The 15,315-nt window shown below is 59.0% G+C and carries 17 protein-coding genes; 7 read left to right on the top strand and 10 right to left on the bottom strand.

Annotated features, from left to right (window positions below):
• Positions 1-16 precede the first annotated feature (16 nt).
• The 5 genes from AC2FNL_RS05775 to fabD form a co-directional block, all read right to left on the bottom strand.
• Positions 17-760 (bottom strand): 1-(5-phosphoribosyl)-5-[(5-phosphoribosylamino)methylideneamino]imidazole-4-carboxamide isomerase, encoded by a 744-nt coding sequence (locus tag AC2FNL_RS05775; RefSeq protein ID WP_496832796.1) that lies wholly within the window; start codon positions 758-760, stop codon positions 17-19.
• 123 nt (positions 761-883) lie between these two features.
• Positions 884-1,423: a GNAT family N-acetyltransferase gene (locus AC2FNL_RS05770; protein ID WP_093962408.1), complete on the bottom strand. Its 540-nt coding sequence runs from the start codon at positions 1,421-1,423 to the stop codon at positions 884-886.
• Between the two features lie 138 nt (positions 1,424-1,561).
• Positions 1,562-1,795, bottom strand: a complete 234-nt coding sequence (locus AC2FNL_RS05765; RefSeq protein ID WP_005982462.1) for an acyl carrier protein — start codon at positions 1,793-1,795, stop codon at positions 1,562-1,564.
• 210 nt (positions 1,796-2,005) lie between these two features.
• Complete coding sequence (gene fabG / locus AC2FNL_RS05760; RefSeq protein WP_093962409.1) at positions 2,006-2,743, bottom strand: 3-oxoacyl-[acyl-carrier-protein] reductase; 738 nt, start codon at positions 2,741-2,743, stop codon at positions 2,006-2,008.
• 41 nt (positions 2,744-2,784) lie between these two features.
• The gene (gene fabD / locus AC2FNL_RS05755; RefSeq protein WP_093962410.1) at positions 2,785-3,723 is read right to left on the bottom strand and encodes an ACP S-malonyltransferase; all 939 of its coding nucleotides are present in this window, start codon (positions 3,721-3,723) and stop codon (positions 2,785-2,787) included.
• Between the two features lie 172 nt (positions 3,724-3,895).
• On the opposite strand from fabD, the gene AC2FNL_RS05750 reads away from it, so the two are divergent.
• Positions 3,896-5,125 carry a cytochrome b/b6 domain-containing protein gene (locus AC2FNL_RS05750; protein WP_093962411.1) on the top strand — a complete coding sequence of 410 codons (1,230 nt, stop codon included), beginning with the start codon at positions 3,896-3,898 and terminating at the stop codon, positions 5,123-5,125.
• A gap of 71 nt (positions 5,126-5,196) precedes the next feature.
• On the opposite strand, the gene AC2FNL_RS05745 is transcribed toward AC2FNL_RS05750, so the two are convergent.
• Both AC2FNL_RS05745 and AC2FNL_RS05740 read right to left on the bottom strand, forming a co-directional pair.
• Positions 5,197-5,769, bottom strand: a complete 573-nt coding sequence (locus AC2FNL_RS05745; protein WP_093962996.1) for a YceI family protein — start codon at positions 5,767-5,769, stop codon at positions 5,197-5,199.
• Between the two features lie 127 nt (positions 5,770-5,896).
• Positions 5,897-6,406, bottom strand: a complete 510-nt coding sequence (locus tag AC2FNL_RS05740) for a hypothetical protein (protein ID WP_254920134.1) — start codon at positions 6,404-6,406, stop codon at positions 5,897-5,899.
• A gap of 279 nt (positions 6,407-6,685) precedes the next feature.
• Between AC2FNL_RS05740 and rpsF the strand changes: the two genes are divergently transcribed.
• The 6 genes from rpsF to AC2FNL_RS05710 all read left to right on the top strand — a co-directional run bounded on the left by rpsF (position 6,686) and on the right by AC2FNL_RS05710 (position 10,447).
• Positions 6,686-7,039, top strand: coding sequence for a 30S ribosomal protein S6 (gene rpsF, locus AC2FNL_RS05735; protein ID WP_093962413.1), 354 nt, complete (start codon positions 6,686-6,688; stop codon positions 7,037-7,039).
• Between the two features lie 28 nt (positions 7,040-7,067).
• On the top strand, positions 7,068-7,295 hold the full coding sequence (gene rpsR / locus AC2FNL_RS05730) for a 30S ribosomal protein S18 (protein WP_005608650.1): 228 nt from the start codon (positions 7,068-7,070) through the stop codon (positions 7,293-7,295).
• A 12-nt stretch (positions 7,296-7,307) separates the two neighbouring features.
• Positions 7,308-7,928, top strand: a complete 621-nt coding sequence (rplI, locus tag AC2FNL_RS05725; RefSeq protein WP_093962414.1) for a 50S ribosomal protein L9 — start codon at positions 7,308-7,310, stop codon at positions 7,926-7,928.
• A 149-nt stretch (positions 7,929-8,077) separates the two neighbouring features.
• Complete coding sequence (locus tag AC2FNL_RS05720) at positions 8,078-8,560, top strand: lytic transglycosylase domain-containing protein (protein WP_170338057.1); 483 nt, start codon at positions 8,078-8,080, stop codon at positions 8,558-8,560.
• A gap of 226 nt (positions 8,561-8,786) precedes the next feature.
• Positions 8,787-9,488, top strand: a complete 702-nt coding sequence (locus AC2FNL_RS05715; RefSeq protein ID WP_170338055.1) for a helix-turn-helix transcriptional regulator — start codon at positions 8,787-8,789, stop codon at positions 9,486-9,488.
• Positions 9,489-9,583: 95 nt separating this feature from the next.
• The gene (locus tag AC2FNL_RS05710) at positions 9,584-10,447 is read left to right on the top strand and encodes an acyl-homoserine-lactone synthase (protein WP_222456842.1); all 864 of its coding nucleotides are present in this window, start codon (positions 9,584-9,586) and stop codon (positions 10,445-10,447) included.
• Positions 10,448-10,672: 225 nt separating this feature from the next.
• Here AC2FNL_RS05710 and tig read toward each other — a convergent pair whose 3' ends face one another.
• From tig to AC2FNL_RS05695, 3 genes are all read right to left on the bottom strand, one after another.
• Positions 10,673-12,004, bottom strand: a complete 1,332-nt coding sequence (gene tig, locus AC2FNL_RS05705) for a trigger factor (RefSeq protein ID WP_170338051.1) — start codon at positions 12,002-12,004, stop codon at positions 10,673-10,675.
• A gap of 186 nt (positions 12,005-12,190) precedes the next feature.
• A complete protein-coding gene (locus AC2FNL_RS05700) occupies positions 12,191-13,312 on the bottom strand; it encodes a porin (protein ID WP_170338049.1) in 1,122 nt (373 codons plus the stop codon).
• A 308-nt stretch (positions 13,313-13,620) separates the two neighbouring features.
• On the bottom strand, positions 13,621-15,213 hold the full coding sequence (locus AC2FNL_RS05695) for an NAD(P)H-hydrate dehydratase (RefSeq protein ID WP_496832795.1): 1,593 nt from the start codon (positions 15,211-15,213) through the stop codon (positions 13,621-13,623).
• Between the last annotated feature and the right edge of the window lie 102 nt (positions 15,214-15,315).

The following is a 15,315-nucleotide window of genomic DNA, read 5'->3' as shown; positions in this document are numbered from 1 at the left end:
GACGGATTAGGCTGCGTTACTGGAACTGCGCCACAGGTTCATGGGCGGTTTTGGCAACCGCCAACGCCTCGGACAGGTCGACCGTCTTGCGGAATAGCGCCCGCCCGACCAACGCACCCGAGATATTGGGAATGTACGCCAGACGCGAGATGTCGTCGCTGCTGCGCACGACGCCGCTGGCGATCACCGGTGTGCGCGAATGCGCGGCCAGCCCCGAAATCAGGCCCAGCTGCGCCTCGACGTCCACCATGTCGCTATCGATATCGGTGACCAGAATGGCAGCCAGCGGAGCATCGGCAAACGCTTCGATGAAAGCCTCCGGGGTGAACGCGCTTTGGGTGCGCCAGCCGTCGGTCATCACGTAGCCCTGCCACACGTCCACGGCCAACACGATCTGGTCTGGGTATAGCTTGGCCAACTCTTTGAACAGATGAGGATCACGCGCCGCCAGGGTGCCGATCACGATGCGGCCTGCCCCTTTGTCGATCCAACGCTCGACCTGCTCGCGCGAGCGGAACCCGCCCGCCAGTTGAACAGGCAGCTCGGCGCTCCGGATGATCTGTTCGACCAGCGCAGAGTTCGTGTCCTGCCCCTCGATCGCATCGAAATCGGTCAGGTGCATCCACTCGGCACCTGCGGCGGCCCAGCCTTGGGCCGTTTCCACCGGATCGACATGCCAGATCATCGGCTCGTCCAGACGGCCCTTGTCCAGCGTGACACAGCGGCCGTTCTGCAATTCCATTGTAGGATAAACCCTCATGAGCACACTCCTCCGCTCAATCGTTCCGGATATCCATGATAGCATACTGGTCGCGCGCAGGTTCGCATTTCTCAGTTTCGGCAAACGGCGATCCGTTTGCGGCACCGCAAAAAAAGAAGCGTTTCAGTTCCGGGCCGGAGGGCCGTCGCGGCGAAACAGTTTCACCGGGCTGTCCCGATACTCTGTCTCGCGAAGCAATTTGTATCCAAGCTTGGCCGCCAGCTTTTGCGAGGCCTCATGATCCGCGTCAATCATCGACACCAACGGTCCCGGCATGATCCGGTCGAACCAGTCATGCGCGGCCTGAACGGCCTCGTGCCCGTAACCCAGCCCATGCGCCTCGGGCGCCAACACCCAACCGGCCTCGGGGAAGGTATCGAAATCTTCGCCCAGACAGCGGTTGCCGTAAAAGAACCCGGCCTGACCTATCAATTTGCGATTCGCCTGCAAGAACACGGCCCATTGCCCGAATCCAGCCATCTGCCAGTGCCCCGCATTGCGCAGGAACGCGTCCCACGCCTCGCCGCGGGTGCGGGGTTTGCCCCCGATATGACGCACCACGCAGGGGTCACGCCAAATCTCCGCGAACCGTTCAAAGTCCTCGGGGCGCATTGCGCACATCATCAGGCGCGCGGTGTTAATCATCGGGGCGGATCTTTTCATGCCCTTACCCGGTGTTTTGTTGCCTCATCGCAAACAGTGCAAACCGATTTTCCACGAGGCAAGCGGGAATTCGAGCGGGCAATAAAAAACGGCGCTCCCGTTGCCCGGAAGCGCCGTTTTCGGTCAAATTCAAAGCGATCAGGAAGCTTCGCTGATGAACTTCACGGCGTCGCCGAAGGTTTGGATGGTCTCGGCTGCATCATCGGGGATCTCGATGCCGAACTCTTCTTCGAAAGCCATGACCAGTTCAACGGTGTCCAGGCTGTCCGCGCCCAGATCGTCGATGAAGGACGCGTTCTCGGTGACTTTGTCCTCTTCAACACCCAGGTGCTCAACAACGATCTTTTTAACGCGATCTGCGACGTCGCTCATGTCTATTCCTCATTCCATTTCAGGGCGGTCTGCCCGGTTCTGCCCTTGCCCGCTCGGGGTGGCCTTGGTTTGCCCGATCCGGGCGGTTTGGGTCCCGGGTCTCCGGGAAAGTAGAAGGCCGACCTGAACGACCGGCCCCTGATTACATGCGCCGCCTATAGCACAGACGACGCAAGAGGCAAACGCTTTCGCATCTGCCCCTGGCTGCGCCTACAACATGGCCATGCCGCCGTTCACATGCAAGGTGGTTCCGGTAACATAGCCCGCTTCGGGGCTTGCAAGGTACAGAACGGCCGCCGCAATTTCAGATGGCTCGCCCATCCGACCGGCGGGAACCTGCGTCAGGATACCGGATTTCTGCTCATCGGTCAGCTTGTCGGTCATCGCGGTCGTGATGAAACCCGGCGCGACGGCATTGGCGGTGATGCCACGGCTCGCGACCTCGTAGGCCAGTGACTTGGTCATGCCGACCATGCCCGCCTTGGACGCGGCATAGTTCACCTGTCCCGGGTTGCCGGTTGCTCCGACAACGGACGAGATGTTGATGATGCGGCCCCAACGCGCCTTCATCATGCCCCGCAGCACGCCTTTGCACAGCTTGGCGGTGGCGGTCAGGTTCACGTCGATCACGCTCTGCCATTCCTCGTCGGACATGCGCATGAAGATGTTGTCGCGGGTGATGCCTGCGTTGTTGACCAGAATATCAACGGACCCCATGGCATCGGCGGCCTGTTTCGGCAACGCGGCCACGGCCTCGGGGTCACCCAGATTGCACGGCAGGACATGAGCGCGCTCGCCCAGTTCATCCGCCAGCTTCTGCAGCGGTTCGACGCGCGTGCCGGACAGACCAACAGTAGCCCCTGCGGCGTGCAAGGTGCGTGCAATCTCGCCCCCGATCCCGCCCGAAGCCCCGGTGACAAGGGCGCATTTTCCAGTCAAATCAAACATACCGGTATCCTTTTTGAGTGTCCTGTCGGACCAGCTTTGAGTTAATCGCCTGCCTGCAGCGCTTTTTGAACGTCTTCCGGCGTACCAACGGCGGAGCAGGCCACAGACCGGTCGATCTTGCGGATCATGCCCGACAGAGCCTTGCCTGCACCGATCTCCCACGCTTCGGTCACACTCTGCGCCACCATGTACTGAACGGATTCGCGCCACCGGACCGAACCGGTAACCTGCTCGACCAGCAATTGCCGGATCAGGTCGGGATCGGTGACCGCCTCGGCGCGGACATTGGCAACCAGCGGAACCGCAGGCGCCTTGATTTCAACACCCGCCAGAGCTTCGGCCATCACCTCGGCGGCTGGCTGCATCAAGGCACAATGAAACGGAGCGCTGACCGGCAGCATTACGGCCCGCTTGGCGCCCTTTTCCTTGGCGATTTCAGCGGCGCGTTCAACAGCGGCCTTGGCACCCGAAACCACGACCTGTGTGGGGTCATTGTCATTGGCAGCCTGGCAGACCTCGCCCTGTGCGGCCTCTTCGGCCACGGCTCGCACGGCGTCCAGGTCGAGCCCCAGGATCGCGGCCATCGCGCCCTCGCCCACTGGGACGGCGCTCTGCATTGCCTGACCGCGCGTGCGAAGAAGGCGAGCAGTGTCCGCGACACTCAGCGCGCCGGCTGCGGCAAGGGCCGAGTATTCGCCCAGCGAATGACCGGCCACGAAAGCGGCCCGTGTCACATCGACCCCTTCGGCCTCAAGCGCGCGCATCGCCGCCATCGATGTGGCCATCAACGCCGGCTGCGCGTTCTGCGTCAGAGTCAGGGTCTCGATATCGCCATCCCAGATCAGGCTGCTTAGGCTTTCGCCCAGCGCTTCGTCCACCTCGTCAAACACGGCCTTGGCGGCCGGATAAGCGTCGGCCAGCGCCTTGCCCATGCCGATGGTCTGGGCGCCCTGCCCCGGAAAAACGAACGCAAGTGTCATTGCAACCTCTTGGATGACGTTAGGTTGCGCCGGGGTGTAAACCGAGTGAGGGTCCTGCACAAGCACTGCCTGCACTCTGCGTGACGACACCGGGTCTGTGCGCCACTCGCTATTGTCTATGTGCGTCACACGGTTACCTTGGCCACAGCAGAAAACCCGGAGCGCAAGATCAATGTCCCTAACCAACACCAATGTCAGCTATGGCAGCGTGACCAAGACATTCCACTGGCTGACCGCATTGTTGATCTTCACCGCCTTGCCCTTGGGGTGGTTCGCCAACAACCTGGCCCATGCAATCTATGACCCCACCATCCCCACCACCGAAGCCGATCTTGCCCAAGCCGCTCGGCTGTTTTCCCTGCACAAAACCGTAGGGATCACCGTCTTCTTCGTTGCGCTGGCTCGCATTCTCTGGTCGCTCACTCAAACCAAGCCCGGACTGCTGAACGCCGACAACAAGCCCGAGGCCTTTGCGGCCGAAACGGTCCACTGGCTGCTGTACGGGTCCTTGGTTCTGGTTCCGCTGTCTGGTTGGATCGACCACGCTGCTACCGAAGGCTTTGCGCCCATCCTTTGGCCATTTGGGCAAAACCTGCCTCTAGTGCCCAAGTCGGAGCATCTGGCCGAGGTGATGGCAACGCTGCACTGGCTTTTCATGCTGGTTCTCGTCGCAGCTTTGACCTTGCACATCGCCGGAGCACTGAAACACCACGTCATCGACAAGGACAGCACTCTACGGCGAATGTTGCCCGGGGCGTCCGCTGCGCCGGTTCCGCCGGAACAGAACCACTCGATGGTTCCCGCCGCCGCTGCTGGACTTGTCTGGGTTGGAGTTCTGTCAGCCGGCCTTTTGACCGGCATTTTTTCAGACAAGCCTGATGCCGAGGCTGAAACGGCCGAGTTGGCGGCAGTTCAATCGGATTGGCAGGTGGAAGAAGGCACGCTTGCCATCACGATCACACAGTTGGGCAACCCTGTTATCGGTCAGTTTTCAGACTGGACCGCAGCAATCACCTTTGACGACCCCGTCGAACCCGGTCCGGCCGGGTCGGTAGAGGTAACGGTCTCCATCGGATCTTTGAGCCTGGGTACGGTGACGGATCAGGCCATGGGGGCTGATTTCTTCGACAAGGCGCAATTCCCGACGGCGCAGTTCGATGCCGAGATCTACAAAACCGAAACGGGGTATGAAGCAAGGGGTCCGCTGACCATCCGCGATCAAACACTCGACGTTGTATTGCCCTTCTCTTTGGACATCCAAGGCGAGACTGCAAAAATGTCCGGCACGATGGACCTCAACCGCCTCGACTTCGGGGTTGGCCAATCGATGCCGAAAGAGGATTCGCTGGCCTTCGCCGTCAACGTTTCGGTCGAGTTGACGGCAACACCCAACGCTCAGTAAGCCGACAACACAAAAAAACCGCCGGGGCATCGGCCACCGGCGGTTTTTTAGCTCTCGCTCTGAAGCCCGGATCAGTCGGCCTTCTGCGCCTCGATCGAAATCGCGATGGCAACTTCATCTCCGACGAAAGGCGCGAACTTGCCCAGTTCGAAATCGCTGCGCACCAGGGTGGTGGTGGCATCGAACCCGGCCCAAGGCTTGCCCGCCATCGGATGCTCGCCGACCTGATTCAGCTTGGCGTCCAGCACCACCGGCTTGGTCACACCATTCAAGGTCAGGTCCCCAGTGATCTTTGCGGTGTTCTCACCCGTCACCTCAATCGAGGTCGAGGTAAATGTCACCATTTCCTCGGCGGTCGCTGCGAAGAAATCCTCGGACATGAAATGATCTTCACGGGGTTTCCAGCCGGTGATCATCTCGACCACGGGCATCGAAACCGTCACGCTCGACGCTGCAGGATCTTCCTGATCAAACATGATTTCGCCCTCGAAACCCGAGAACATGCCGGTGGTGGTCGAAAAGCCAAGATGGTTGTAGCTGAAAACAACCTGGCTGTGGCTCGGGTCCAGAACGTATTTTTCCGGGGCCGCGATGGCCGAGGTCGCCGCCGTGGCAAGTGCTGCTGCAATAAGGGTGGATTTCATGACAATCTCCGAAAGTTTTCAAAGCGCAAACCGGTTGGGTTGCTCCAAAACAAAGATGTGCCGCCCGTGGGCGGCACACAACCTTCATTCTCTCACAAATTCTGTTCTTCAATGAACAGAATAAAATTCAGGCGAAAATTGTTACGCTTCCGCTGAGTTGCCCTTTCAGCGCTCGGCTGACATCCGCCGATTCCAGCGGCAGCTTCATCAGAAGGCTGCCATCGACTTCAAAGAGTTCAACCTGGTTGTCCACGAACCGGGCTCCGCCCAGCGTATCGTAGCTGCGGCGCAGTACGGTCTGCGGACGCCCGTTTTCGTTCTTCTGCAGCACCCGAACCTCGCGGCGGATCGGGTCGAAATATGCATCGGGGCGCGGATCCAGAACCTCGATGGTCAGCAAGCTTACCCCGAGGATCAGGAACATCAGCGACGCGACCAGCTTGATGGTCCAGACGTCGGCACCGATGACCGAACCCGGCATCAGCCACATCGAAAAGGCCGATACGATCAGAAATGCACCCAGCACGCGGAACAGGACCAACCGGGCCTTCCAGTTCGGTGCAAAGGAAATAAGCACGGGCACGGATTTGTCGTATGCTGCGCCGGCTGCGGACTGTTGAAATGTGTTCGTGTTCATGACGGCCATCGCTTTTGCCCTGTCCAAGTTTCTTGAGACCCCCCGGGTAACGCCGGGCTTGCAAACAACCTCAAGCCGAAAAGCGTCAGGATTTGGGCAGCCCAAAGGTAATTGGACGGCGTGAGAAAGGCATTCATGGCAGGGCTTGCCCCCCATCCAGAAACGTGTATACGGGGCCATCCTTCGCTATACGCATGAACCGCGCAGCCTCTCGTGGCAGGGTCGCGAAGGGAACTGGCCCCGCCTATGAAATGCGCCTTGATATAAACAGGAGTGAACATGCCACTGTATGAGCATGTAATGATCGCGCGTCAGGATCTGTCCAACGCGCAGGCCGAGGGCCTGATCGAACACTTTGGCACCGTATTGGCTGACAACGGCGGCAAGATCGTCGACAGCGAGTATTGGGGCGTCAAAACGATGGCCTACAAGATCAACAAAAACCGCAAGGGCCACTATGCCTTCCTGAAGACCGACGCACCGTCGGGCGCCGTTCAGGAAATGGAGCGTCTGATGCGCCTGCATGAAGACGTGATGCGCGTTCTGACCATCAAGGTCGACGAGCATCCCGAGGGCCCCTCGGTCCAGATGCAGAAGCGCGATGAGCGCGATGGCCGCCGCGAGCGCCGTTGATCAACGCCTGAGGAAAGGACACCAAACCATGGCCGCAAAACCGTTTTTCCGCCGCCGCAAGGTCTGCCCGTTCTCGGGCGAGAACGCGCCGAAGATCGACTACAAAGACACCCGTCTGCTGCAGCGCTACATTTCCGAGCGTGGCAAGATCGTGCCTTCGCGCATCACCGCCGTTTCGGCAAAGAAGCAGCGTGAACTGGCCCGCGCCATCAAGCGCGCCCGCTTCCTCGCCCTGCTGCCCTACGCCGTGAAGTAAGGAGAGACTGACATGCAAGTTATCCTTCTGGAACGCGTTGCGAAACTGGGTCAGATGGGCGATGTCGTCGACGTCAAGCCCGGCTACGCCCGCAACTTCCTGCTGCCGCAAGGCAAAGCGCTGAGCGCGTCCGAGGCCAACATCGCCTCGTTCGAAGCCCAGAAAGCACAGCTGGAAGCCCGCAACCTGGAAACCAAGAAAGAAGCTGAAGCTCTGGCTGAAAAGCTGGACGGTCAGCAGTTCATCGTGATTCGCTCGGCATCGGACGCCGGCGCGCTGTACGGCTCGGTCACCCCGCGTGACGCAGCCGATGCCGCAACCGCTGCGGGCTTCACCGTTGACAAGAAGCAGGTCGTTCTGGTCTCGCCTATCAAAGAGCTGGGCCTGCACACGGTTTCCGTCAAACTGCACCCCGAAGTCGAGGTCGAAATCAAACTGAACGTTGCCCGCTCGGAAGAAGAAGCCGAGCTTCAGGCATCGGGCAAGTCGATCCAGGAACTGGCCGCTGAAGAAGAGGCCGCCGCAGATTTCGAAATCGCGGAACTGTTCGACGACATCGGCTCGGCCGCTTCGGAAGACGAAGAATTGGTTGCCGCCGATGCTTCGACCGAGGAAGACGAACCCAAAGCCTGATCCGATCAGGTCTGTTAATCTCAAAGGCCGCGCTGCATTGCGCGGCCTTTTTCTTTCGACTGGCAATTTTTGGCCACCACAGCGCGCCGGACTTGCGACGCCGGGCCACTTTCGTATCATCCAGCCGCGTAACAATCCGGAGAAGTTGCATGGCAAAGGTCCTGCGTCGAATAATGCTTTCAGTGCTTCTGGCTGCCCCGATTGCCGCCTGCAGCGACCCATCTGGCAAAGCGACGAAGGAACAGGCATTCGAGCCGCCGCTCCACCCCAACGAAACGCCCGAATTGCGCGAATCGATCAACAAATGGGCTGATCACTACGAACTTCCGCGAGAGTTGGTCCATAAGCTGGCGATCCGCGAAAGCACGCATCGCCCCTGGGCGACGAACCGGCCATATTACGGCCTGTTGCAGATCCTTCCCGCCACCGCTCGTTCGATGGGCTACAAGGGCGACGCCAAAGGTCTTCTGGATGCTGACACCAACCTGGAGTATGCGGGCAAGTATCTTCGCGGCGCATGGATGTTGGCCGACGGCGACCAGCAGCGCGCGATCTTCCTCTATGCAAAGGGGTACTACCCCGAAGCCAAGGCTCGCGGAATGCTGGTTGAAACTGGCTTGCGGTCCGAATAGCTTGAACGGGGCAATCGACACCGATCTATACAGCATTCAATTTGACCGAGAATACCTCACAGGATGAAATAATCCGGAGGTTGTCTGTTGCCATTAGCACTCAATAACTCCATGTGATATGTACAAATGGGTTGCGCAATCTGTTCAGATTGACGCAACGTAGGCTGTGATACGGGCAGATACGGCATTTTTCGGGGGAAATGCCGTAGGGACAAAGGTTGGACGAGTGAAACTTATTGACTTGGCCACAATTGATCATGATGAACGGTCGGCTTACGACATCATCAATTCTGTCTGCAACGAACTTGGGTTCGACTATGCGTCCTATGCGACGACCCATCCCGTGAATGGTGACGTCCAAGGTTACGCGAACTACCCGGACGAGTGGAAGATCCACTACGCCACGCAAGGCTACCATCACCTTGATCCCACCCTATATCAGTCGGCGCTCAGCATCGCGCCGGTGGACTGGGGCCGCTTCAATCACGACGACAAGTTCAACGCAGTGTTCCGCGACGCTCATGATTTCGGGATCACCGACCGCGGCCTGACGGTTCCGGTTCGGGGACCTTATGGCGAAACTGGCTTGCTCAGCGTGACCAAGGATTGCACGGACGAGGAATGGAAAAAGCTAAAAAAGCACGTGATGGGTGACCTGCAGATGGCCGCGGTTCACGCGCATGACACAGTCATGCAGTCTGGCCTTTTGGCCAAGGCTCTATACCTTCCGACCCTGTCCTCGCGCGAAAAAGAAATCTTGCAATGGGTCGCCGAGGGCAAGTCCCAGCAGGATATCGGGGACATTCTGTGCATTTCGCACCGGACGGTCGAGGTGCACATGCGTTCCGGGCGAGAGAAACTGGGCGCACTCACGACCGCCCAGGCGATCGGCCGTGCCATTGGTCTGGGGTTAATTTACCCCGGTTAACAATTAAGGCAGAAAAATACGGGATATCCCCAATAGTCTTGTTTCGAAACTTGGTTAATCTGCTCCTTACGGTAACCAAACTGTAGGGGGATGGAATGATCATCGTTATTGATGGCATCAACCAGCATAAGTTCAAAGACGTCTTGGATGAGATGTTCAAGCTGCGCGCACGCGTGTTCGGGGATCGCTTGGGCTGGGAAGTGAACATCCAGGACGGGCGCGAATTCGATCAGTTCGACTCGCTCAATCCTGCACACGTGGTCAGCATCAACGACGAGGGGGACGTTGTTGGGTGCATGCGCCTCTTGCAGACGACCGGCCCGCACATGCTGGCCGATGTGTTCAGCTCGATCCTTGATGGCGAGCCGCCAATCCGCAGCGCCCAGGTCTGGGAAGCCACGCGGTTCTGCGTCGACACGAAACGGCTCGGCCGGGGACGTGGCAAAAATTCCGTATCCTACGTGACCAGCGAGGTCATGATTGGGTCATTCGAATACGCCCAGGAAGCTGGAGTGCTCGACTCGGTCGCGGTCATTGATCCGGTTATGAACCGGGTGCTGCAACGGTCCGGAAATGCTCCGTACGACTATGTCGGCACCGCCAAGCCGATGGGCAAAGTGGTCGCAATGGCCGCTCTGATGGATTGCTCGGACGAGCGTATCCAATCGATCCGCGAGTATTCGAGTATCGACTACGACGTGTTCCTGACCGACGATAAGGCGCTCGAACTGTTCAATTCGGGTCATCAAGCCAAGATGGCACAAGCCGGTGCCGCCAATCTTGACCACCAGCCACTGACCGATCTTGAGAAATACTTCGTCGAGCAGATGCATGCTGCGACGACGAAAGAAGAGGTCCAGGCCGTACTCAAATTGATCGAGAGCCTGTCGGACCGCTTTACCCCAGAGCAGAAAACCGCTCTGTTGCAAACCCCCCGTGCTTTTGCTCATGAGGCCTGACCCCCTCACCTCATAAGTCCAAAAGCCACCCATGCGGAGCCGTCTCATTCCAGGCGGCTCCGCTCTAATTTTGGCGACCGATCCGCCGCTGACGCATACGTTCCGGTTCTCGGCAGCAACAAAAAAAGCCCTCCGAAGAGGGCCTGATTTCATTTCTTTATGTTCAAGCAATCGCCGTTTGACCGGCCGGGTGCGGCGGCACCCGGACCGACCAGAAAACGCGGCTTATTCCTCTTCGAGGGCTTCGATTGCCTTCTGCAGCTCTTCCTTGCTGACTTCCTTTTCCGTCACTTTGGCCAGCTCGACCACGTAGTCCACAACCTTGTCCTCAAAGATCGGCGCGCGCAGTTGCTGCTGCATCTGAGCGTTCTGCTGAACGAACTCGAAGAACTGACGCTCCTGACCCGGGTATTGGCGAGCCTGGTTCATGATCGCCTGGGTCATCTCAGCGTCGGTGACTTCGACTTCAGCCTTCTGGCCCAGCTCGGCCAACAACAGGCCCAGACGCACGCGGCGCTCAGCCAGTTTGTTGTGCTCTTCGGTCGGCTCGATCTCATCGTGGTTGTGATCGGTCACCTCGGGGTTTTCTTCATGCCACAGCTGATGCGCGATCTGCTTGGCTTCGGCTTCGACCAGGGTCGGCGGCAGGTCGAACGACACTTTCTCGTCCAGCGCATCAAGCAGCGCGCGCTTCATCACCGCGCGCGACGCACCCGCGTATTCGGCTTCCAGACGCTCGGCAATCTGTGCCTTCAACGCAGCCAGATCCTCAGCGCCAAACTTCTGTGCCAGTTCGTCGTTGATCTCGGCGGCAACAGGTTCCTTCACCTCTTTGACGGTGCAGGTAAACACGGCCTCTTTGCCGGCCAGGTGCTCGGCACCGTATTCCTCGGGGAAGGTAACGGTGACGTCTTTGACTTCCTCAGCCTTCACGCCAGCAAGTTGGTCCTCGAAACCGGGGATGAAACTGTTCGAGCCCAGCACCAACGGGTAATCCTCGGCCGAACCGCCTTCGAAGGCTTCGCCGTCAACCTTGCCGACGAAATCGATGACGACCTGATCGCCTTCCTTCGCCTTTGATCCCTTGCGGCGGGCTTTGAAATCCTGAGCGGTTTCAGCCAGGTTCTGCAGGGCTTCTTCCACGGCTGCGTCGTCCGCCTTGACGACCAGCTTCTCCAGCTCGACCGATTTCAGGTCAACTTCGGGGATTTCCGGCAGGGCTTCATAGGACATTTCGACGTGAACGTCGTCGCCCTCTTTCCAGTCTTCATTGGTCATCTTGACCTGAGGCTGCAGCGCCGGACGATCACCACTGTCTTCGAAGTGCTTGTTCATCGCACCGTCGATGGTTTCCTGCATTGCTTCGCCCAACAGGCGCTGGCCAAACTGCTTTTTCAGCAGTGCCATGGGAACCTTGCCCTTGCGGAAGCCTTTCATCTCGATTTCCGGCTGAGCTTCGATCAGTTTCTCATTGACCTTCTCGTCCAGCTCGGCGGCGGTGACAACGATGTTGTAGCCGCGTTTCAGACCCTCGTTCAGCGTCTCGGTAACCTGCATTCTGGTAGTCCCCATAGGTTTCGGGGCGCGCAAAACGGGCGCGCCGGGCAAATTTGACGCCTTCTATTTGCCTAGCCGCCGAAGGGCAAGGGGCAAGGTGCCAGATTGGCCTTGTTTTGCCACCCTGCCCCACAAAAAACGCCCCGGACAGAGCCGGGGCGCCATGAATTTAAAACAACGTCGGGATCAGAACTTCCAGCGGGCCCCCAGGACCCAAGCTTCGTTCTTGTCAAACGACGTCCCGTCGTTGAAGTCGTGGTTGCGATACTTCAGGTAGGCATCGGTGTTGATGCTGTCGATGCGCTGCACCACTGCGATACCCCAGGACTCGGTGCTGGACCCGTCCGTGTTGAAATCGGAACCATCATAGTAGTCGATGCCGATACCGGTCTTGCCCCAGGACACCCAATTATCTTCGTAAGCGATTTTTGTGTACCAGAAGTTGGGATCGCTTTCGCCAGACACGTTGTTTCGGGTACCGGCAGCAGCGGTGAAGCTGAAGCCGCTGGGCAGCAGTACCGACGCCGAGCCGATCGTGTCTTCACGGTCGCCCGAACCGTCGTCGAAATCACGCACCGCATAGGCCACGCTTGCCGCGAACTCGATGCCACCGGCAAAGGTGTTGTTGTAGTTCAGAGCAACGTCGTAATAGTCGTCGTCATCGCTGCTGGACAGGATGTTCTGACCATAGGCGAAGCTGGCCGAAAAGCCGCTGAAATCCGGCGTGTCATACCGCACGCGGCCACGGCGCGCGCCGTCAAAGTTGCTGCTGGAGTCGCCGACGGTGATGTCGCTGAGGGTTCCGTCGGTTCCGCGGTAGAAGAAGCCCGAGTTTTCATCATTGGTGAACGAATACAGCGCGGTGCCGACATAAGACAGGTCAGTCTCCGCTGCACCGTCAGACGCCATGCTGCCCTGACCGGCCGAGAATTTACCCCAGCCACCTTTCAGCGCAAAATCCACGTGACGAATGTCTTCCCGGGTCCAGCCGCTGAAATCGGTGCCCAACTGGTTCCACTCACTGGAGTTCGGCAGACCCAGCGCGGTTTCAAAGCGGAAGGTGAATTCGTTCTGGCCAAACGGCTGCATCAGGCTCAGGCCGACGCGGCTGTTGGACAGGTCGTTGTCCAGCAGGCGGGTATCGGTCTCTTGGCCGTCGTCAACCGAGATGATTGCCGGGTTGAACTGCCCATACAGCAGAACATAGCCACCGCTGTTGTTCTCGTATTTCAGCTCTGCCGCGGCGGGGATGGCCGTGGTGGCCGCAAGAACAGCAGCGACTGAGGAGAGTTTGATATTCAATGTCATAGCACTCACCATGAAAGGTTCGGGTTTCAGGTACTGCCCAGATGTTCAGTGGAACTGTCCGGTTCCAGAGGCCCCTACGCCATTCAGCTCGATCATTGCAAATCCGCCACAAAGACAAAGTGGCAGAAAAGCAAAATTTCCGTGTTATCAATACTTTAACAACAAACGTGCGCAGGCTTCAGACGGCCCGCAAGAGAATTCTGCCATCCGGCCATGCGTTTGGCAAACACTCGCTATGCATTTGCGCAGTCTTGACAGCAAAATCCTGCCGATATTCTAGCCTTGCGCCTTGGGAGCACGCAAGAACTTCATATCTGAAGACGCTTGAGCACACCGGGCAGTTGCTCGGGAAGGTCTTCCGCGATCAATCCCGGGCCAAAAGCGCGCGCACACTCCACGTGAAGCCAGACGGCGGTTTCGGCCGCTTTCAGCGGGTGCAATCCACGTGCCAGCAGCCCGGTCAAAAAACCCGCCAACACGTCGCCCGCGCCTGCAGTCGCCAGCCACGGCGCGGCCCGATCATAGTGGGCTGAATGGATCGAGCACTGACCGTCCGGACCCGCAATCACAGTGTCCGGTCCCTTGAAAAGAACCACGCACCCTGCCCTGCCGGCCGCCTCGCGCACGGCATCAACCTTTGAGAAAGCTGGTCCATCCTCGGGATGTAAGGAAAGCTTGGCCGAGATATCGGGGAACAGACGGGCGAATTCACCGCCGTGAGGTGTCAGGACGCAGTTTTGATGCAGGATCTTCATCAGTGACGCCGGATCCTCGGCAAATGCCGAAAGAGCGTCGGCATCCAGCACGGTTGCCCTTCCGGACTCCAATGCCACGGGGACCAGCGATCGGGCCCTGTCCAGGCCCAATCCGGGCCCGAGGCACAGCGCGTTCAGGCGTTGGTCCCGCAATGCAATGGCCAGCCCATCCGCGCCTTCGATCTGCTCAATCATGACCGCGGTGACTTGGCTGGCGACTTCCTGCAATGCGGCGGGAGGGACACCCAGCGTGATAAGACCAGCACCTACGCGCAACGCTCCGCGCGCAGCCAATCGCGCAGCGCCTGTTTTTCCAGTTTCGCCCGTCAGGATCAGCGCATGACCGTGACCGTATTTGTGATCGAAAGCCGATTTCTGCAGATCAGGCAGGTTTTCCGGGTCCAGCAACACGCTCGGCCGGCCATCTGGTGTTTCTTCAACTGACAGAGCCGGCAGACCGATATCGACAACGGACACCCTACCACAGCATTCTGGTCCCTCGGCCAGATAATGGCCCGGCTTTGCGGTATGAAACGTCACCGTCAGGTTGGCCGAAGCGGCGCAATCTTCGGGGGCAAATCCCTCTGACACCAAACGCCGACCACTGTCCGCACATAGGCCGCTGGGAATGTCCACACAAACGACACGTGGGTAACCAACTTCCGACTGTGACGCTTTCCACTGGCCCAATTTACGGATTGTCCGTGGCAGCCCGGCTACCGGTCTCGTCAGCCCGGTTCCGAACAAGGCATCTACCGCCAGAACAGTATCCGAACGGGCCGCGGCGTAGGCATCAAGCGCGTCATCGGACAGCGCATGGCACGAACCCATCGCGCACCAGCGCTCATAATTCGCCCGCGCGTCTGCAGGCAACTTCTCGGGGTCGCCCAACAGGAAAAGGTCCACGACCCACCCCCACTCTTTCAGAATGCGCGCAACTACAAAACCGTCGCCGCCGTTGTTGCCCGGCCCGCACAACACAACGGCCCGCCCTGACCCCGCCGCCAGGTCAGGCCAGGTTTCAAAGACGGCCTCGACCACCCCGCGACCTGCGCGCTCCATCAGCTCAAGGCCGGTGACAAACCCGGATTCGATTGCGGCGCGTTCGGCCGCCCTCATCTGGGACGAAGTCAGCAGTTTTGGCATCCGAAACCCTCGCACGATTCAAATCTGGTTACTTTTTGTGCAACTTGCCTAAAAATTGGACCACCGCCCAGAATCCCTTCACCAGCAGACGGTCAATTCGGC

Source organism: Ruegeria sp. CRTD044 (assembly GCF_059613485.1).
Note: the sequence above shows the minus strand (reverse complement) of the source record. Positions and strands in the feature narration are given on the sequence as shown.

Excerpts from the sequence above, each read along its gene's own strand:
- rpsF (WP_093962413.1), top strand. The coding sequence starts at position 6,686 with ATGCCACTGTATGAGCATGTAATGATCGCGCGTCAGGATCTGTCCAAC.
- fabD (WP_093962410.1), bottom strand. The coding sequence starts at position 3,723 with ATGACACTTGCGTTCGTTTTTCCGGGGCAGGGCGCCCAGACCATCGGC.
- AC2FNL_RS05745 (WP_093962996.1), bottom strand. The coding sequence starts at position 5,769 with ATGAAATCCACCCTTATTGCAGCAGCACTTGCCACGGCGGCGACCTCG.
- AC2FNL_RS05700 (WP_170338049.1), bottom strand. The coding sequence starts at position 13,312 with ATGACATTGAATATCAAACTCTCCTCAGTCGCTGCTGTTCTTGCGGCC.
- AC2FNL_RS05740 (WP_254920134.1), bottom strand. The coding sequence starts at position 6,406 with ATGAACACGAACACATTTCAACAGTCCGCAGCCGGCGCAGCATACGAC.
- tig (WP_170338051.1), bottom strand. The coding sequence starts at position 12,004 with ATGCAGGTTACCGAGACGCTGAACGAGGGTCTGAAACGCGGCTACAAC.
- AC2FNL_RS05695 (WP_496832795.1), bottom strand. The coding sequence starts at position 15,213 with ATGCCAAAACTGCTGACTTCGTCCCAGATGAGGGCGGCCGAACGCGCC.
- AC2FNL_RS05710 (WP_222456842.1), top strand. The coding sequence starts at position 9,584 with ATGATCATCGTTATTGATGGCATCAACCAGCATAAGTTCAAAGACGTC.
- fabG (WP_093962409.1), bottom strand. The coding sequence starts at position 2,743 with ATGTTTGATTTGACTGGAAAATGCGCCCTTGTCACCGGGGCTTCGGGC.
- AC2FNL_RS05720 (WP_170338057.1), top strand. The coding sequence starts at position 8,078 with ATGGCAAAGGTCCTGCGTCGAATAATGCTTTCAGTGCTTCTGGCTGCC.
- rplI (WP_093962414.1), top strand. The coding sequence starts at position 7,308 with ATGCAAGTTATCCTTCTGGAACGCGTTGCGAAACTGGGTCAGATGGGC.
- AC2FNL_RS05770 (WP_093962408.1), bottom strand. The coding sequence starts at position 1,423 with ATGAAAAGATCCGCCCCGATGATTAACACCGCGCGCCTGATGATGTGC.
- AC2FNL_RS05765 (WP_005982462.1), bottom strand. The coding sequence starts at position 1,795 with ATGAGCGACGTCGCAGATCGCGTTAAAAAGATCGTTGTTGAGCACCTG.
- AC2FNL_RS05775 (WP_496832796.1), bottom strand. The coding sequence starts at position 760 with ATGAGGGTTTATCCTACAATGGAATTGCAGAACGGCCGCTGTGTCACG.
- rpsR (WP_005608650.1), top strand. The coding sequence starts at position 7,068 with ATGGCCGCAAAACCGTTTTTCCGCCGCCGCAAGGTCTGCCCGTTCTCG.
- AC2FNL_RS05750 (WP_093962411.1), top strand. The coding sequence starts at position 3,896 with ATGTCCCTAACCAACACCAATGTCAGCTATGGCAGCGTGACCAAGACA.